Below are 16,815 nucleotides of genomic sequence, written 5' to 3'. Positions count from 1 at the left end.
ACCCGAATGGCTGTGTCGCCGCTCCTCGCAGTGGGGTCCACCACAGCGTCTTCGCGGCTCCTTGCCCTCGGGTCCCAGCTCCACCCCAACCCCGGCACGGACTTCGGACACGCGGTACTAGTCACGCCGGGGCTCATAGCACAGGGCCCGCTCGGCGCGTCGTGAAGCTCAGCGCTCGAACAGCTTGGCCGGGGCCCCGCGGCCCACGCATGAACCAACGCGACCGATCGAAGCGCCGGCCTAACGCCGCAGCGCCTCGATCGGGCGGACCCCGCCGGCCATGAACGCGATCGGCCCCGTGGCCAGGGCGCACACCAGCATGGCCAGGGCCGTGGGCACGAGCAGGTCCGCGAACACGAAGGCCACCGGGATGCGGTCGACCAAATAGATCGCCGGGTCGAGGTCGAGGTGGACGCGCTCGAGCAGGGCGAGGGTGAAGGCGCCCAGGAGCACGCCGAGGGCCGAGCCCAGGCCACCGACCGCGAGGCCCACGAGCTCGAAGGCCCACAGCAGCTGGCGTCGGCGAGCCCCGAGCGCGGCCAGGGTCGCGATCTCCGGGCGCTTGCGCCGGAGCAACAGCAACAGCGCGCCAACGAGAGAGCTCGACGCGACGAGCACGATCAGCCCGAGGATGATGGTCAGCATGATCCGGGCCTGGCGGATCGACTGGACCACCGCGGACTGCTCGAGCCAGCTCGACGCGCGGTACAGCGGCGGCCGGCGCTTGCCCGGGGGCAGGTCGGCGTTGCGCTCGGCCTCGAGGGTCTCGACGAAGTCCCGACCGATGCGCGGGCCCTCGCCCAACGACGGCGCCTCGCCGACGTCGATCTCGATGCCCGTGACCCGGAACTGGCCGTAAATGAGAGCCTGGGCGGCGCGCAGGTGCATGAGCGCGAAGCTGTTGTCGAACTCCGAGTAGCCGGTCTCGAGCAGGCCGAGGACCTCGAACTCGCCGTGGGCCGGGGCGACGTCGGTGGCCTGCCCCGACCCCGGCCCATTGCCTGGCGCGCCGCCGACCCCCGGTCGAATCGCGGCCGGCACGACGATGCGCACGCAGCTGCCTCGCTCGACGCCCAGGCGCGCGGCCAGGCGGTGACCCAGGGCGACGCCCGGACGCACCCCAGGGTCGGCGGGGCGCAGGGCCTCGAGGCCGCCCTCGACGAGCAAGTCCGAGACCTCGGCGAAGCGCTCGAGGCGGGCCGGGTCCAGGCCCTTCAAGGTTGCGATCACCGGTTCGAGGGAATCTTCGAGGGAGTCCTCGCCCTCTTCCACCTCCACGGGCGCGTCGCTGCCGTGGGGCTGGTCCGGCGCGCGGCAGGGCGTAGCCACGATCGCCCCCACGCCGAATACGAAGGGCGAGGCCCCGCGCACCCGCGGATCGGCGACCAGGCGATCGGCGAGCTCGTCGTACTCGTCGAAGCTCAGCCCGTACTTGGTGATCATCGCGTGGCCGTTGAGGCGCGCGAGGGAGGAGACCATGGCCTGCTCCATGCCCGAGGCGACGCCGAGGACCACGAACAAGCTGCCCACGCCGATGGCCAGGCCCGCGATGGACACGACCAGGGCCGCGCGCAGCCGGGCGCCGAGGATCGACACGCCCAGGCCCAGGGCCGCGACCCACAGCGGGACGATCACCCAGGGCTGGCGCAGGCCCGCCGCGATCGCGACCGCGCCCAGAGCCAAGACGGCCACGCACCCGCCCCCGACGCGCCACGCCCAACTCGGCGCTCGTTGAGCGCCCATGAGCCGGCGAGCCACGAGGGCGGACAAGGCCATCGCCCGCTCACTCGTAGCGCAGGCCCTCGACCGGACGCTGGCGAGCGGCGCGGAGCGAGGGGGGGATCGTGGCGATGAAGCAAAAGGCGAGGGCCAGGCCGAGGATCCACGCGATCTGGACCGGGTCGATCTCGACCGGGAGCTCCTCGATGAAGTAGACCTCGGGGTCGAGGGTGTAGCCGTAGAGCTGGACCAGGCCGCACATCACCAGGCCAAAGATGACCCCGGCGAGGGAGCCCGCGAGCCCGATGGTCATGCCCGTGACCTGGAAGATGCGCGCGACCTGGGGACCGGTCGCGCCCATGGACATGATGATCGCCACCTCCGGGGTGCGCCGGATGACCATGGTCCACAGCGCCGAGAGCACGTTGAAGCTGGCCACGAAGATCACCAGGCTGAGGATCACCGTGATGATGTTCTTTTGCGTGCGGATCGAGTCGAACAGGTTCTCGTTGAGCTTTTGCCACTCGAGCACGGAGTACTCGGCGATCTCCGGGCTGTTGATGGCCCCGCGGATCACCGCCCCGACCTCGGGCGCGAGGGACTGCTCGCGCAGGCGCAGGTCGACGCCGGACACGATGTCCTTGCCGCGGTACTTGAAGCGCTGCAGCTCGCGGATGTCGACGTAGACCAAGCGGCTGTCGTACTCCTGGAAGCCGGCCTGGAACACGCCGGCGATGCGGTAGTAGACGAACTTCGGCGCCTCCGAGTGATCGAAGGTCGCGCCCGGATCGACGAGCCGGACGACGTCGCCCTCGGCGAGCTTGAGCTCCCGGGCCAGGCCCACGCCGATGAACATCGTCGGCAAGTTGGTATCGTCGATGTCGATCTGCGCGACGGCGTCGAGGTCCTCGGGCGGGTCCTCCCACACGTCCTCGTCCTCGCTGCGCCGGCCGACGCGGAAGGGGTCGTCGCGGTGGTCGCCCGCGTTCCACTCGGCGATCGCGGCGTCGTACCAGTCCTCGCCCCGGGGGTCGGGGGTCTGCGCGATGACCAGGGGCAGCTCGGTGTCCGGGCGGTCGGGCACGGGCATGAGCTGGTAGTCGCTGCGCAGCTCCGAGAGCGGGATCTCCCGGCCGCTGCCGCGCACGAGGTGATCGGGAAGGTCGATGACCTCGGCCGCGGTGCTCGGCTCGATGCCCTTGACCAGCACGCTCGCCAGCTTGACGTCGTCGACGCCCCGGCCCTCGCCGGTGAAGGGCGCCAGCGCCATGCCCAGGTAGACGAAGGGGCTCGCGCCCTCGACCCCGTCGATGGTCCGCGTCCACGCCTCGAAGCGGCGGTACTCGGAGATGCCGAAGGCCCGGGTGACGTTGATGTGCGCGTAGACCCCGAGCACCCGGCGCTCGAACTCGTGCTGGAAGCCCGTGGCCACGGACTGCACGACCAAGAGCGCGGCCACGCCCAGGACCACGCCGATGATCGAGGTGGTGCCGAAGATCGAAAAGCGCCGGGAGATCAGCGTGAGCAGCCCGCCAAAGGTCGCGCCCGCCGTATAGAAGACCAGACCGACGCGCAGCGGCTGGAGCGTGGTCAGCATCGAGTCGCCCGGCTCGACCAGGGCGTTGATGGCCAGCAGCAAGAGCACGCTGGTCAGCGCGCTGGCCCAGAACACGACCAACAGACGACGCCCGCGCGAGCCGGCCTCCGAGCCCTTGCGCCGGATGATGCGCAGCCCGACCAGGCGCTCGTAGCCGGTGAAGCCGACGAGCGCGAGGCGCAGCAGCAAGCCCGCGAGCGCGATCATGCCCGCCAGCCCGAGCCAGGCCGCCCAGCGGGGGGCCCCCGGCCAGAACAGCAACGGCGTTGTCAGCGCGAGGGTGTAGAGGAGCGAGAGCAACGGCCGCTCGCGGATCTCCCCGCTCCCGCGGGCCAGAGATCGCGCCGGCGTGGCACGGGAAGATTGGGGTTCCTGAGATCCGCTCACCGACAGCTTCCGAACGCGGGGCCCGCGAGCCCGCGCTAGCGCGAGGGCTCCGGCGCGGACCAACGCGGGACGCTACTGCGGGGTCGGGCCGTGGTCAAATCCGGCGTGGGTTGCCGCCCATGGCGCCCCACGGCCCAAAGTGGTCCCGCAGCGCGGGTCCGGAAAAGACGCTCCCGCGCAATACACGCAAGCCTCGGACTGAACGCATGAGGGCGAACTGGAGCCGACTTCGGGCAAAACGCGCGGCTCTGGATGCAACCGAGAGCCGGGAGCAAACACGATCCAGGCCGGCATCAGGGGCGTCGGAACCTTGACACCAAAACCGGGCGCGGGCTACGCTCCGCGGGTCTCCCGGAGCCCTCATGCTGAGAAGGTTGCTTTGCTTGTCCGCTCTGGTCGCCACTTTCCTCGTTTCCGCGGAGGCGCGAGCGGGCAAGTACGATCTGGATCTCACCGCCCTCGGTGAGGTCGACGCCGATGGGAACGTCACCCAGAGGAACGGCGACTTTCGCTCGTTGTCCTCCGAAGTTGGCGTTCTCATGGCCCCCCGGCCCGTCGACCCCGCAGATAGCCTGGGTCTTTCGGCCTTCGCCGTCTCCGCCGACATCGGCATCAACACCCTCAGCGGTGGCGAGGCCTTTTGGGCCGACACCTCGAGTGGCGCGGATAACGTCGCGCCGTCGCTGCAGGTGATGGGCCGCAAGGGCCTGTGGCCGGGTCTCGAGATCGGTGCTGGGGCGACCCACCTGTTTGATAGCCGCATGTGGACGATCTCCGGTTACGGCAAGATCGCCATCCACGAGGGCTTCCACCATACGCCGATCCCCTCGATCGCCGTCCGGGGCATGTTCTCCCGGCTGCTCGGCTCGCGGGACCTCGATCTGACCACGGTCTCGGCCGACGCGTCGATCTCCCACGTGTTCGGCGTCGGCAAGACCTTCAGCATCACCCCCTACGCCGGCTACCAGGCCCTGATGATCTTCGCGCGCACCGGTGTGCTCGACGCGACCCCGGGCCACGACGAGTTCTCCGACGGGCCCCAGCCCTGTGAGAACGGCGAGGACGACTGCACCAACCGCGGTGAGATGGTCTTCCGCCAGCAGGACGTGATCTTGCGTCACCGCCCCTTCGTCGGCGTCCGCTTCATCTTCAGCGTGCTGCGCGTGGGCCTCGAAGCCATGTTCGTCCCCGGCGGCAGCACGACCTCCGACGTCGAGCTGCTCGGAGGCGGCACGGAGACGGTGTCCGACCAGTCTGGTCTGCAGCAGCAGTACACCGTTTCCTTCGGTCTCGACTTCTGAGCCCGACCTCGCGCTGACCCGCCCAGAGATGCCGCGCTCCGCCCCTCACCCCGCGTCCTCGCCGATTCCTTCGGTTTGGGCGCACACGTGGGATAGGATCGCGGCTGTCTTGGCTATCCGCGCCGCAGATCTTCCCCGCCAGGAGGCAGGATCGTGATCATCGCCTGCCCCGAGTGCTCCAGTCCCTTCCAGGTCGAAGACCATCGCATCGCGCCGCTGGTGCAGGTCGAGTGCCCGACCTGCGGTTTCCGGATGATCCTCGACTTCGAGGCGGCCAACGACGCCTCCCTCGTCGAGCCGGGCATGCAGATGGCCCAGGGCTTCCGAGACGAGGCCTCCTACCGCGAGGCCCTCGGCTCCGGTGACGTCAGCTACGACGCGGCCGCGTCCGCACACGTCGCCACGGCTCGCCCCGCGCCCCAGCCGACCCCCGCGGTCGCCGCGCCCGAGCCCGAGCCTCAGCCCGAACCTGCGCCGGCTCCCACCTCTGCGCCCCGGCCTCAGCCGACGACCCCCGCTCCCCAGCCCGTCGCCGCGCCCACGCCCGCCCCGCAACCCGTCGCGCCTCAGCCGGAGCCGCTGCCCGTGGCCCAGCCGGCGCCCGAGCCCGCGCCCGAGCGGCCGCCGGTTCGCGTGCAGCCTGCCGCCGCCGAGCAGCGCAAGCCCCCGGTGCGCTCGCGCCCGACCCTCATCGGCCACGCCGCCGCGCCCATCCCCCGTCCGCCCGAGCCCGAGCCCGAGCAGCCGGTGATGCACCAGCCGGAGCCCGCCGCTGCCGAGGCCGCGGGAGCCGAGGCCGAGCTCGAGCTCGACATGGACGTCGAGGAGGCGCCCTCGGCGGAGCCCGTCGCGCCCGTCGGACAGGTCGCCCAGCCTCCCGTCCACCAGCCGCCGACCACGCCCGCCCCGACCAAGACCGAGGGCAAGCCGGCCAAGACCCAGGAGAAGAAGCCCGAGAAGGCCAAGCCGGGTATCGGCCGCCGCATCTTCGGCGTGCTCTTCCTGCTGGTCCTCGTGCTGATCGGCGTGCTGATGGGGTGGTCCCTCGTCGAGCACGACACCATCGACCCCCGTCCGCTCCTGCAGGACAAGTTCGGGATCACGATTTAGTCCGTCTGGATCCCAGACTGGGCAGTTGCCGGCGCGCCGGAGCTCTCGCACTCTCGACGGGTGAGCCGCTCCAAGCCGCACGGCGACGTTCATGAGCTCGCCCATCGCCTCGCGGTGCTCCCGGAGCCCGCGATGCGCTCGGCGATGCTCTACGAACAGCTGCGCGCTCGCAGCCCCGAAGAGGGCGCGTGGATCCTCGACGTCCTGGCCACGGCCGGGCGCGCCGGCGGCAAGCCCTACGACGTCAGCCTGCTCGCGGCCATCGAGCTCGTCGGCAGCGATCGCCTCGAGTACACCGAGCGCCGCGCCCTGTTCGAAGCCGCCGAGCGCCTCGGCCTCGAGTCGTGCAAGGAGCTGTTGTTCTCGAGCGAGGTCGACGAGGCCAGCGAAGCCGCCGCCGCGCCCCGCCCCCTCGTCCCCGGCACGCGCCCGCTGACCCTGGGCGAGCGCAAGAGCCTGGCGCGGACCTGGAAGCGCGACGTGATCGAGCGCCTGGTCGTCGACCCCCACGTCGACGTGGTCGGCCTGTTGCTGCGCAACCCGAGGCTGACCGAGGCCGACGTGCTGCGCATCGCGACCTCGCGCCGGGCGAGCGCGGCCGTGCTGACCCTGGTGCTCGAGGCGCGACGCTGGAACTGCCGACCTCGGGTCCGGCGGGCGTTGATCCGCAACCCCAACTTCCCCGAGTCGAGCGCCCTGCGCCTGGTCGGCCTGCTCAACCGCACCGAGCTCCGCGAGTTCCGGGCCGATCCCGCCCTCCCCGACCGCGTCCGCGCCGCGGTCCGTCGCCGGCTGACGGCGCCGAGCTGAAGGTGGAGAAGATCGGGGTCAACCAACGCAAAACGGGAGCCGAAGCTCCCGTCATCGCTAGGTCCTCGACCGACGGACTTACTTTTCTTCGGCCTGGGCCTGGGGTGTCACGTCGATCTCGCCGGGCGCGTCCTCAACCTCGAGGTCGTCGTCCTTGAGCGCCTTCATCTCTTTCTTGAAGCCGCGAAGCATCTTGCCGACGCTCGAGCCGAGCTGCGGGAGCTTGGACGGTCCGAACACGAGCAGGACGACCAGGACGATGACCGCGATCTCGGCGGGTCCGAAGGTGAAGCCCAGGAGCATGGGTCGAAGGTAGTCCTCTTCTTGGCGCTTTGCTAGCGTGGAGGCGATGCACCCGCTCACACCGCCGGACGTGCGCCGCGCGATCGCTCGAACCCGGGCGGCGGCGGCGAAGCCCTCGGGACCTGCCGCAGCCGAGGATTCGAGCGCCCTGGCGCCGGGTGTTCAGCGCTCCCGGAGCCTCCCAGGCCCTGCCCAGTCCAGGAGGTCGCGGCGCCTCCCAGGCGGGCGAGCGCGCGCCGCGGGGCTCCCCGTCTTGGGTCAACTCCTGAGCTTGGGTGCCGTCACACTGGCGTTGCTGTCCCCCAGCGGAGTCCTCGCCGCGGGCCCCGACGCCGACGCGAGCGCGGTCGAGGCCCCGGCCCCCCCCAAGGGCAAGATGCAGATCGGCGCGAGCTGGGACCAGCCAGTGTGGGCCGACACCCGGGCCCGCGAGCGCGTGCGCGGGGATCGTCCGGAGGGCGCGTCGATCCACGTCGCCTACGCGGCCCCCGATCGCCGCTGGGATCGGGAGCTCCGCGCCTCCCTCGAGGCCTTCGAGGCCACGGCCTTCCCCGAGGGCCAGGCGCCCCGCAAGACCATCGTCGACGAGCCGCCCGAGGCGTGGATGCGCCAGCTCGAGCTCCCCGACATCCCGGTCCGCTGGAACACCCAGACCGTCGAGTACCTGCGCTACTTCAAGGACGACCCCAAGGGCAAGCGCATCATCGCCGCGTGGCTCGATCGCATGGGCCGCTACGAGGCGCGGCTGCGGGCCATCCTCGCCGAGGCCGGGCTGCCCGAGGATCTGGTCTACGTCGCCATGGTCGAGAGCGGCTTCAAGCCCAGCGCGAGCTCGGCCGTGGGCGCCGCGGGCATGTGGCAGTTCATGGAGCAGACCGGGCGGGTCTACGGCCTGGGCGGCGACTACTGGAAGGACGACCGCCTCGACTTCGAGCGCTCGAGCTACGCCGCCGCGGCCTACCTCTCGGACCTCGAGGCCCGCTTCGGCACCTGGGAGCTGGCGCTCGCGGCCTACAACGCCGGCTACGGCCTGGTCGTGCAGACCATCCGCCGCAACAACACCAACAACTTCTGGGCCCTCGCCGAGGTCGAGAACGGGCTGCCGCGCCAGACCATGAACTACGTGCCCAAGATCCTCGCCGCGGCGATCGTCGGCCACAACCGCGAGGCCTTCGGGCTGCCCCCGGCGGGCCAGCCGGCCCTCGAGCTCATGGAGGTCGAGGTGCCCCCGGGCACGCGCTTCGAAGACCTGGCCAAGGCCATCGGCAGCGACGAGGACCTGCTCGAAGAGATCAACGGCGCCTACCTGCGCGGGCGCGTGCCCCCCGAGGGCGGCCCCTCGCGGATCCGCATCCCGCGGTCGGCCCACGCCGCGTTCCAAAAGCTCGGCGGCGACTTCAGCGGGCTCAGCCAGCCCTTCGCCACCTACACCGCGCGCCTCGGCGACGACTTGAAGAGCATCGCCGCCGCCCACGGCATCACCGAAAAGCAGCTGCGCAAGCTCAACGGCATCCACGACAGCGGCGAGATCGTCGGCGGCGTGGTCCTGGTCGTGCCGACGGCGGACAGCGTCGACGCTGGCGAGAGCCCGCTCCCGCCCATCGTCGCGGTCCCGCCCCTGAAGGTCCCCGCCGGCAAGCGCCTGGTGTTCTTCCGCGTCACCCGGTCCACGGCCAGCAACGCCATCGCGGCCAGCTTCGACGTGGGCTGGGGCGAGATCGTCGCGTGGAACGACCTCGACCCCCAGGCCCGCCTGGTCGACGGCCAGATGCTGCAGGTCCTCGTCGACGAGGGCTTCGACGCGGCCGCGGCCGGGGTCAAGGTGCTCACGCCGCAGACCGCCCGCCACGTCATCCGCGGGACCGCCGAGCACCTCGAGGCCGTGCTCGAAGAGCGCGAGCTGCTGCGCCGGGGCTACACCGTCAAAAAGGGCGACTCGCTCGAGCGCATCGCCAAGAAGTTCGGCCTGTCCCACGGCTCCCTGGCGCGCATCAACGGCGTGAACCGAAACCACCGCTACAAGGCGGGGGACGTGATCGTGGTCTACGTCGATAAAAAGCACAAAAAAGCCACCACGACCGCGCCCAAGCCCAAGCCCACGACCTTGACCACCGAGCTCGACGTCGCCCAGAGCCTCGCGCCCCAGGACCGCGAGCACGACACCGAGCTGCCCAAGGCGCGGCCGCCCTCGACGCCCAAGACCTCGCGGGTGCCCGGGCGCAAGTACGACGATTAGAACGGCCACGAGCTTGCGATGAGCGACCCCTCCCCCTCTGACGCCCCACCGCTGAGCGTCGAAGACGGCCTCGCGCGCGTGCTCGAGACCGTCCGCGGCGCCCAGCTCCCCACCCTGCTCGAGCAAGGTCGATGCGATCGCGTGGCCGTGGACGAAGCCATCGGGCGGGTGCTCGCCGGACCCGACAAAAGCGACGACGGTCGCGACGACAGCCGCGACGCTCCCGTGCGCGCCCGCTGGGCCCTGCCCTCGGCCCCGCTCAGCATCATGGACGGCTACGCGGTCCGCAGCGCCGACCTGATCCTCGCCCGCGACGAGCACGACGCCGAGGCCCTCGCCCTCGAGCTCGTCGACGAGAGCGCGGCCGGCCACCCCAGCGCGTCCCCGCTCGAGCCGGGCAGCTGCGCCCGCGTGGCCACGGGCGCCGTGGTCCCCGAGGGCGCCGACGCGGTCGTGCCCCAAGAAGACACCGCGCGCATCGAGCTCCCCGCCCCCGAGGGCAAGGCCGACGCGCCGCCGCGGGTGCTCGTCGAGTTCTCGAGCGTCGCCCTGGCCCAGGTCCGCCCCGGCGGCTGGGTCCGCGCCGTGGGCAGCGACGTCCCCGAGGGCGAGGCGCTGCTCCCCGCCGGCACCCTCGTCGGCCCCGGCGAGGCCTCCCTGCTCGCCGGCACCGGCCACGCCCGGCTCCGCGTCGTCGCCCGGCCGCGGGTCGCCGTGCTCAGCAGCGGCGACGAGCTCGTGCCGATCGGCGAGACCCCAGGCCGCGGCCAGATCGTGTCGACCAACGCGATGATGCTCGCCGCCCAGATCCGCGAAGCCGGAGGCGAGCCCGTAGACTGCCCCGGTCCTCGACGAGCCCGAGACCATGCGCCGCGCCCTGCTGGCCGCCCGCGACGAGCTCGGCGTGGACCTGCTCGTGGCCAGCGGCGGCATCTCCGTGGGCGACCACGACCTGGTCCTGCCCGCCCTCGAGGGGCTGGGCTTCGAGCTCGGCTTTCGCCGCCTCCGCCTCCGCCCGGGGCGGCCCACGACCTTCGGCCTGCTGCCCCGTAGCAGCGACGCGAGCGAGCGCCCCCTGCCCGTGCTCGCCCTGCCCGGCAACCCGGCGAGCACCTTCGTGACCTTCGAGCTGTTCGCCCGCCCGCTCATCCGGGCCCTGGCCGGCCTGCCCGAGCGCGCCTGGAGCCGCCCCACCCGGGTCGTCGAGCTCGCCGAGCCGACCCGCGGCAGCCCCCGCCGGACCCACTACGTGCGCGCGCGCTGGACCGAGGACGGCCGGGCGGCGCCGCTGTCCAAGCAGCTGTCGGGGGCGCTGCGCTCCATCGCCTACGCCGACTTGCTGCTCCACGTGCCCGAAGACCGCGGCGAGGTCCCGGCCGGCGAGCGCCTGTCCGCCGTCATCTTGCGCGAGTGACCGCCATGCCCTCCGAACCAACTTCTGGCCCTCGCCACGTCGAGCACACCGTCACCGCCGAGGACGCGGGCGAGCGCGCCGACGTGATCCTCGGCCGACGCGTGCCCGCGCTGTCCCGCCGACAGGCCCGCAGCCTCGCCCGCGCCGGCCACCTGCGCGTCGACGGCCTCAAGCGTCCGCCCTCGACCCGCGCCCGCGAGGGCCAGGTGCTCCGCCTCGCGCTCGACGACGAGCCGAGCTCGCCCGAGCTCGCCGCCCGCCTCGACGCCCTCGAGGTCCTCGCCGAGACCCCGGACTTCGTCTACGTGCACAAGCCCGCCGGCGTGCACACCGTGGCGCTCACGCCCCAGCAACCGGGCGTGCTGGCGACCGCCGTCGCCGAGCGCTGGCCCGAGTGCGCGGGGGCGTCGGAGGACCCGCGGGAGGGCGGCGCGGTCCACCGCCTCGACCGGCCGACCTCGGGCGTCGTCGCCTTCGCCCGCAGCCCCGAGATCTGGGCCCGGGCGCGCAAGGCCTTCTCCGCCGAGCAGGTCCGCAAGCGCTACCTCGCCGTGTGCCTCGACCTCGGGGCCCGAGAGCGCGGCGCGGCCATGACCTGGCCGCCCGCCTTGCCCGAGGGCGGCCTGCGTGGCTGGGTGCTCCCGGCCGAGGTCGAGGCCCACCCCCGCGCGGAGCTCGGCTCCCTCGCCGGCATCGACACCGCCACGGCCACCCACCCGAGCTTTCGCGTGCGCGCTCCCCTCGGTCGCGTCGCCCGGGAGGCCGAGATCCCCTCGCACACCGCCGTGCGCCTCGACGGGCAGCGGGCGAGCAGCGTCGTCCACCCCCTGGCCCAGGCCAGCGCGACGAGCACGGGGGCCCAGCCGTGGCTCCTCGCCCTCGAGCTCGAGACCGGCCGACGCCACCAAGCGCGCTGCCACCTCGCCTGGATCGGCCTCCCGATCGTCGGCGACAGCCTCTACGGCCCACGAGCCGGAGCAACCCCGCCCACGAGCGGGTCCACGGCCGCGGGATCCTCCCCTTCGTCCACGAGTGAGACGGCACCCGGCTCCTCGACTGGTCGAAGTGACATGTGCGAACTCGCCCACACGCCCACCAGCATCCTCTTGCATGCCCACGGCCTCGATCTCTCCGCGGCCTTTCCAGACGAGCGCACCGTGTTCGCGCCGGTCCCCGCGGGCTTTTGGCCCCCGAGCTTTTGACGCCTCGCTCACGCCCCGATCCGGCCGACCGTGATATGGTCGAAACCCATGCGCGTCCGCTACTTCGGTGACACCGACGTTGGAAAGAAGCGCACACACAACGAAGACGCCTTCTTGGCCGACCCCGATCTGGGTCTGTTCGTCGTTTGTGATGGTGTCGGCGGTCGCGCCCGCGGTGAGATCGCTAGTCGTGAGGCGGTCGACTTCATCTGGGAGTGGTTCAAGCGCGAGGAGAAGAGCCTCGCCGAGCTCCTCGACGCAGACACCAAGAGCAGCTCCTCCGAGGCCGCCGGCAAGCTGTGCCAGGTCATGCGCGGCGCGATCCAAAACGCGACCTACATGGTCCACTCCCTCGGCGAGCAAAACCCCGACCAGCGGGGCATGAGCACGACCGCGTCGGCCTTCTTCGTGGCCGGCAACATGGGCATCGTCGGCCAGGTCGGGGACTCGCGGGTCTACCTCGCCCGCGACGGCCGGGTCTCGCAGCTGACCGAGGACCACACCCTGGTCAACTACCAGCTCAAGCACGGGCTCATCTCCCCCGAGGAGGCCAAGCGCTCGCGCATCCGCAACGTCATCACCCGCGCCGTGGGCCACAAGGACTACGTCGAGGTCGACACCCTGCCCATCCCCCTGTTCCCCAAGGACCGCATCTTGCTGTGCTCCGACGGGCTGCACGGCTACCTGAACCCCAAGGCCCTCGACGACATCATGGCCCGCGACGTCCAGGAGGCGGTGACCCACGCCATCGCCTTCGCCAACGATCAGGGCGGCTCGGACAACATCACCGCCCTGCTCATCGAAGTCCTCGATTGCTAGCTGTACGCGCCCCGACACCAGGACGGCGGCGGCTCCCCTTGGTATGAGTCGCCCGTGCTCGTCCTGGCTCTGAACTGCGGCAGCTCCTCCATCAAGGCTCAGGTCATCGACGTCGACTCCGGCGCCCGCGTCGACGCCTTCCTCGTCGAGCGCATCGGCGAGCACGAAGGCCGCGCGACCCGGCTGCGCTGGCGCGTCGAGCCCAACGCCCAGGCCCCCATCGCGCTCCCCTGCCGCGACCACGCCGAGGCCCTCGCCGCCGTCGTGCCCCGGCTGCTCGAGCGCCTCGAGGCCCGGGGCGCTCGCCTCGACGGCGTGGTCCATCGGGTCGTCCACGGCGGCGAGCGCTTCAGCGAGCCCACCCGCCTGAGCGACCCCGAGACCGAAGCGGAGGTCGAGGCGGCCATCGAGGCCCTCAGCCCCCTCGCCCCCCTCCACAACCCCGTCAACCTCGCGGGCATCCGGGCCGCCCGGGCCGCCCTGCCCGCGCTCGAGCACGTCGCCGTGTTCGACACCGCTTTCCACCAGACCCTGCCCCGCCGAGCCCAGCGCTACGCCCTGCCCCGGGAGCTGAGCGAGCGCCTGGGCATCCGCCGCTACGGCTTCCACGGGCCCAGCCACGCCCACGTCGCCACCAAGGCCGCCCAGCACCTCGGCGAGGACCTCCGCGACCTGCGGATCATCACCTGCCACCTCGGCAGCGGCTGCTCGGTGTGCGCCGTCGAGTACGGGCGCTCCGTCGAGACCAGCATGGGCATGACGCCCCTCGAGGGCCTGGCCATGGGCACGCGCTGCGGCGACCTCGACCCCGGCGTCATCCTTCACCTGCTGCGCTCGGGCGAGGTCGACCTCGACGGACTCGACGCCCTGCTCAACGACGCCAGCGGCCTCGCCGGGCTGTCCGGCGTCGGTCGAGACATGCGCGACATCGCGGCCAAGGCCGCCGAGGGCGACGACGACTGCCGCCTGGCCGTGCACGTCTTCGCCCACCGCCTGCGCAAGTACATCGGCGCCTACGCGGCGGTCATGGGCGGCGTCGACGTGATCGTGTTCACCGGCGGCATCGGCCAGCACAGCGCGCTGATCCGTCACCGCGCCTGCCAGCGCCTCGAATTCCTCGGCGCGCGCTTTGACGAGGACCGCAACCGCAGCGGCCACGCCGACGACGCTGCCCCCGTGGTCCCCCTGCACACCGAGCACAGCCGCGTGCGCATCTTGGCGGTAGCCACGGACGAGGAGCTCGAGATGGCCCGGGAGGCCGCGGCCTTGCTGCGCACCCACGACCGCGTCAGCCCGAGCAAAGCCGAGGCTCATCCGCCCCGGCCCATCCCCATTGCGATCTCGGCCCGCCACGTCCACCTGACCCAGGAGGCCGTCGAGCAGCTGTTTGGCCCGGGCCACCAGCTGACCGTGCGCAAGGACCTGTCCCAGCCCGGGCAGTACGCCTGCGAGGAGTGCGTCGAGCTCGTCGGCCCCCGGCGGAGCATCGAGCGGGTCCGCGTGCTCGGGCCCACGCGGCCGCGCTGCCAGGTCGAGATCAGCCGCACCGACGAGTTCCACCTCGGCCTCGACGCCCCGGTGCGCGCGTCTGGGGACGTCGCCAACAGCCCCGGCATCACCCTGCGCGGACCCGCGGGCAGCCTGACCCTGCGCGAGGGGGTCATCTGCGCCTGGCGACACATCCACATGCCCCCCGACGACGCCGAGCGCTACGGGGTCCGCGATCGCGACGTCGTCGAGGTCGCCGTGCACTCCCCGAGCACCGGCCGCGATCTCGTATTCGGCGACGTGATGGTCCGGGTTTCACCCAAGTACGCCCTCGAGATGCACATCGACACCGACGAGGCCAACGCCGCCGACCTCAGCCCGCACGCCGAAGGCCTGCTCGTCGAGACCGCCGGAAAGGCCACCCTGACGCGCCGCAAAGTGGTCGCTAGCCAGCTCGTATAGCCTCCCGCGGCCCTTTTGGCGCCCTCGGCTTGCGCCCTCGAGGCGCGCTGCTAAGCCAGGGCACAGGTGGGCCCCACGTGGGCGAGAGCTCTCGATCGTTAGTTCAATTGGAAGAACACTCGGCTCCTAACCGAATGGTTGCGGCTTCGAAAACCGCACGATGTTAAAAGCGCTCCGTCGGGGGCCCACCACGAATTTCCACGGTCACTATCGCGCAATGCTATCGTCCGGCGATGGACCACTTCGCCACGCGCCCCAACGCCAAGACCATCCCGCTCTTCGCCCTGACCAAGCGGGCCTACAAGCGGTGGGAGAAGGACCAGGCCAAGACCGCGCGGGCGTGGCTGTCGTCGACACGCTTCAAGGCCGAGCGCGGCAACCTGGCGCTGATCCCCGGGCGCGACGGTAGCCTGTCCAAGGTCGTCCTCGGCCTCGGCGCCGAGCCGACCCCGATGTGGGCCTTCGCCGCCGCCGTCGGCAAGCTGCCCCGGGGCCGCTACGAGCTGAAGACCGAGCTCGACGCCGCCGAGGCGAGCGAGGCCGCCCTGGGCTGGGCCCTCGGGACCTACCGCTTCGACCGCTACAAGACCAAGAACACCAAGAAGTTCCCGACCCTCGTGTGGCCGGCCAACGCCGACCGCAAGGCCGTGAAGCGGGCCAGGGACGCGACCTTCCTCGGCCGCGACCTGGTCAACACCCCGGCCGAGGACATGGGCCCCGCGCAGCTCGCCGAGACCGCCCAGGAGCTCGCCGAGGCCCACGGCGCCGAGCTCGAGCTGACCGTCGGCACGGACCTGCTCGAGGCCAACTACCCCGCCGTCTACGCCGTCGGCAAGGGCGTCGGCCCGACCAGCGACCGCCAGCCCCGGCTCATCGACATGCGCTGGGGCGACGAGGAGGCCCCGCGCCTGACCCTGGTCGGCAAGGGCGTGGTGTTCGACAGCGGCGGCCTCGACCTCAAGAGCGCCGCGGGCATGAAGCTGATGAAAAAGGACATGGGCGGCGCGGCCTCGGTCCTCGCCCTCGCGTCCATGGTCATGGCCGCCAAGCTCCCCGTGCGCCTGCGCGTGCTCGTGCCCGCCGTCGAGAACGCCATCTCCGGCCACGCCTTCCGCCCCCTCGACGTGCTCCAGACCCGCAAGGGCATCACCGTCGAGGTCGGCAACACCGACGCCGAGGGTCGGCTGATCCTGTGCGACGCCCTCGCCGAGGCCGACAGCGAGGACCCCGACCTGCTCATCGACTTCGCCACGCTCACCGGCGCCGCCCGCATCGCCCTCGGCACCGAGCTGCCCGCGCTGTTTTCGACCGACGACGACGTCGCCGCGGCGATCCTCGACGCCGGCCTGACCGAGCACGACCCGCTGTGGCGCATGCCCTTGCATCGGCCCTACCGCCGCCACCTCGACAGCCGCGTCGCCGACATCAACAACATCGCCAGCGTCAGCCAGGGCGGGGCGATCACGGCGGCGCTGTTCCTCAACGAGTTCATCGGCGACGGCCGCTCGTGGGTGCACATCGACACCATGGCCTACAACATCCACACCCGCGCCGGGCGCCCCTACGGCGGCGAGGTGTTCGGCGTGCGGGCGCTGTTTTCCATGCTCGCGCGGCGCTACGCCGGCTGATCGGCGTTGTGCGCAACGCGCAGACGCGCGACACTCGACCCACTCCGCGCCCGCGCGAGGCCCTCGACGCTGTTCGAGTTCTTGCTCACGGATCCGGGCGACTGGAAGGTGGGCGACTACCTCGACCACCTCCTCGACGACGAGGTCCCGCTGCAGAGCATGGTCGACCCCGACGGCTCTCGGGGGTCCTGGCTCGGCCTCACCGAGGCCCAGAGGGGCCCAAGAGGCTCTCGGGAGCATCCACGAGCACCCTTGGGCCGTGCTCGATGTGCGTTCGGATCTGCGAGCGGTCTCGTCTCCGATGGAGAGCCGGCACGGGGCAAGGGGTCGGCTCCCCCG

Annotated in this window: 12 protein-coding genes, 1 tRNA gene and 1 pseudogene; 11 read left to right on the top strand and 3 right to left on the bottom strand. The window is 71.8% G+C overall.

Annotation, left to right across the window (positions count from 1 at the left end; genetic code table 11):
- Positions 1–240 precede the first annotated feature (240 nt).
- Together PPSIR1_RS32270 and PPSIR1_RS32265 are read right to left on the bottom strand one after the other, a co-directional pair.
- Positions 241–1,692: an ABC transporter permease gene (locus PPSIR1_RS32270; RefSeq protein WP_006975437.1), complete on the bottom strand. Its 1,452-nt coding sequence runs from the start codon at positions 1,690–1,692 to the stop codon at positions 241–243.
- Positions 1,693–1,783: 91 nt separating this feature from the next.
- On the bottom strand, positions 1,784–3,616 hold the full coding sequence (locus PPSIR1_RS32265) for an ABC transporter permease (RefSeq protein WP_006975436.1): 1,833 nt from the start codon (positions 3,614–3,616) through the stop codon (positions 1,784–1,786).
- 626 nt (positions 3,617–4,242) lie between these two features.
- Between PPSIR1_RS32265 and PPSIR1_RS32260 the strand changes: the two genes are divergently transcribed.
- The 3 genes from PPSIR1_RS32260 to PPSIR1_RS44440 all read left to right on the top strand — a co-directional run bounded on the left by PPSIR1_RS32260 (position 4,243) and on the right by PPSIR1_RS44440 (position 6,924).
- Entirely contained in the window at positions 4,243–5,004 is a 762-nt protein-coding gene (locus tag PPSIR1_RS32260) for a hypothetical protein (RefSeq protein WP_006975435.1), read from the top strand.
- 153 nt (positions 5,005–5,157) lie between these two features.
- Positions 5,158–6,114 carry an MJ0042-type zinc finger domain-containing protein gene (locus PPSIR1_RS32255; RefSeq protein ID WP_006975434.1) on the top strand — a complete coding sequence of 319 codons (957 nt, stop codon included), beginning with the start codon at positions 5,158–5,160 and terminating at the stop codon, positions 6,112–6,114.
- Positions 6,115–6,174: 60 nt separating this feature from the next.
- Positions 6,175–6,924 (top strand): hypothetical protein, encoded by a 750-nt coding sequence (locus tag PPSIR1_RS44440; RefSeq protein ID WP_006975433.1) that lies wholly within the window; start codon positions 6,175–6,177, stop codon positions 6,922–6,924.
- A gap of 78 nt (positions 6,925–7,002) precedes the next feature.
- On the opposite strand, the gene tatA is transcribed toward PPSIR1_RS44440, so the two are convergent.
- Positions 7,003–7,227 carry a twin-arginine translocase TatA/TatE family subunit gene (gene tatA / locus PPSIR1_RS32245; protein ID WP_006975432.1) on the bottom strand — a complete coding sequence of 75 codons (225 nt, stop codon included), beginning with the start codon at positions 7,225–7,227 and terminating at the stop codon, positions 7,003–7,005.
- A gap of 271 nt (positions 7,228–7,498) precedes the next feature.
- Here tatA and PPSIR1_RS44435 point away from each other — a divergent pair, with 271 nt between their 5' ends.
- The 8 genes and pseudogenes from PPSIR1_RS44435 to PPSIR1_RS32210 all read left to right on the top strand — a co-directional run bounded on the left by PPSIR1_RS44435 (position 7,499) and on the right by PPSIR1_RS32210 (position 16,476).
- Entirely contained in the window at positions 7,499–9,463 is a 1,965-nt protein-coding gene (locus PPSIR1_RS44435; protein WP_232296577.1) for a LysM peptidoglycan-binding domain-containing protein, read from the top strand.
- A gap of 18 nt (positions 9,464–9,481) precedes the next feature.
- A pseudogene (locus PPSIR1_RS50885) lies at positions 9,482–10,126 on the top strand (MoeA family protein); the annotation flags it as partial.
- 202 nt (positions 10,127–10,328) lie between these two features.
- A complete protein-coding gene (locus tag PPSIR1_RS46835; RefSeq protein ID WP_086001894.1) occupies positions 10,329–10,877 on the top strand; it encodes a molybdopterin-binding protein in 549 nt (182 codons plus the stop codon).
- 5 nt (positions 10,878–10,882) lie between these two features.
- Positions 10,883–12,079: an RluA family pseudouridine synthase gene (locus PPSIR1_RS32230; RefSeq protein WP_232296578.1), complete on the top strand. Its 1,197-nt coding sequence runs from the start codon at positions 10,883–10,885 to the stop codon at positions 12,077–12,079.
- Between the two features lie 48 nt (positions 12,080–12,127).
- Positions 12,128–12,898, top strand: coding sequence for a PP2C family protein-serine/threonine phosphatase (locus tag PPSIR1_RS32225; protein ID WP_006975427.1), 771 nt, complete (start codon positions 12,128–12,130; stop codon positions 12,896–12,898).
- A 54-nt stretch (positions 12,899–12,952) separates the two neighbouring features.
- Positions 12,953–14,848: an acetate/propionate family kinase gene (locus PPSIR1_RS32220; protein ID WP_006975426.1), complete on the top strand. Its 1,896-nt coding sequence runs from the start codon at positions 12,953–12,955 to the stop codon at positions 14,846–14,848.
- A gap of 92 nt (positions 14,849–14,940) precedes the next feature.
- Positions 14,941–15,013, top strand: a tRNA-Arg gene (locus tag PPSIR1_RS32215).
- Between the two features lie 68 nt (positions 15,014–15,081).
- Positions 15,082–16,476, top strand: coding sequence for a leucyl aminopeptidase family protein (locus PPSIR1_RS32210; RefSeq protein ID WP_006975425.1), 1,395 nt, complete (start codon positions 15,082–15,084; stop codon positions 16,474–16,476).
- The last annotated feature ends 339 nt before the right edge of the window (positions 16,477–16,815 follow it).

Source organism: Plesiocystis pacifica SIR-1 (assembly GCF_000170895.1).
In the GTDB taxonomy this organism is placed as follows: domain Bacteria; phylum Myxococcota_A; class Polyangia; order Nannocystales; family Nannocystaceae; genus Plesiocystis; species Plesiocystis pacifica.
Note: the sequence above shows the minus strand (reverse complement) of the source record. Positions and strands in the feature narration are given on the sequence as shown.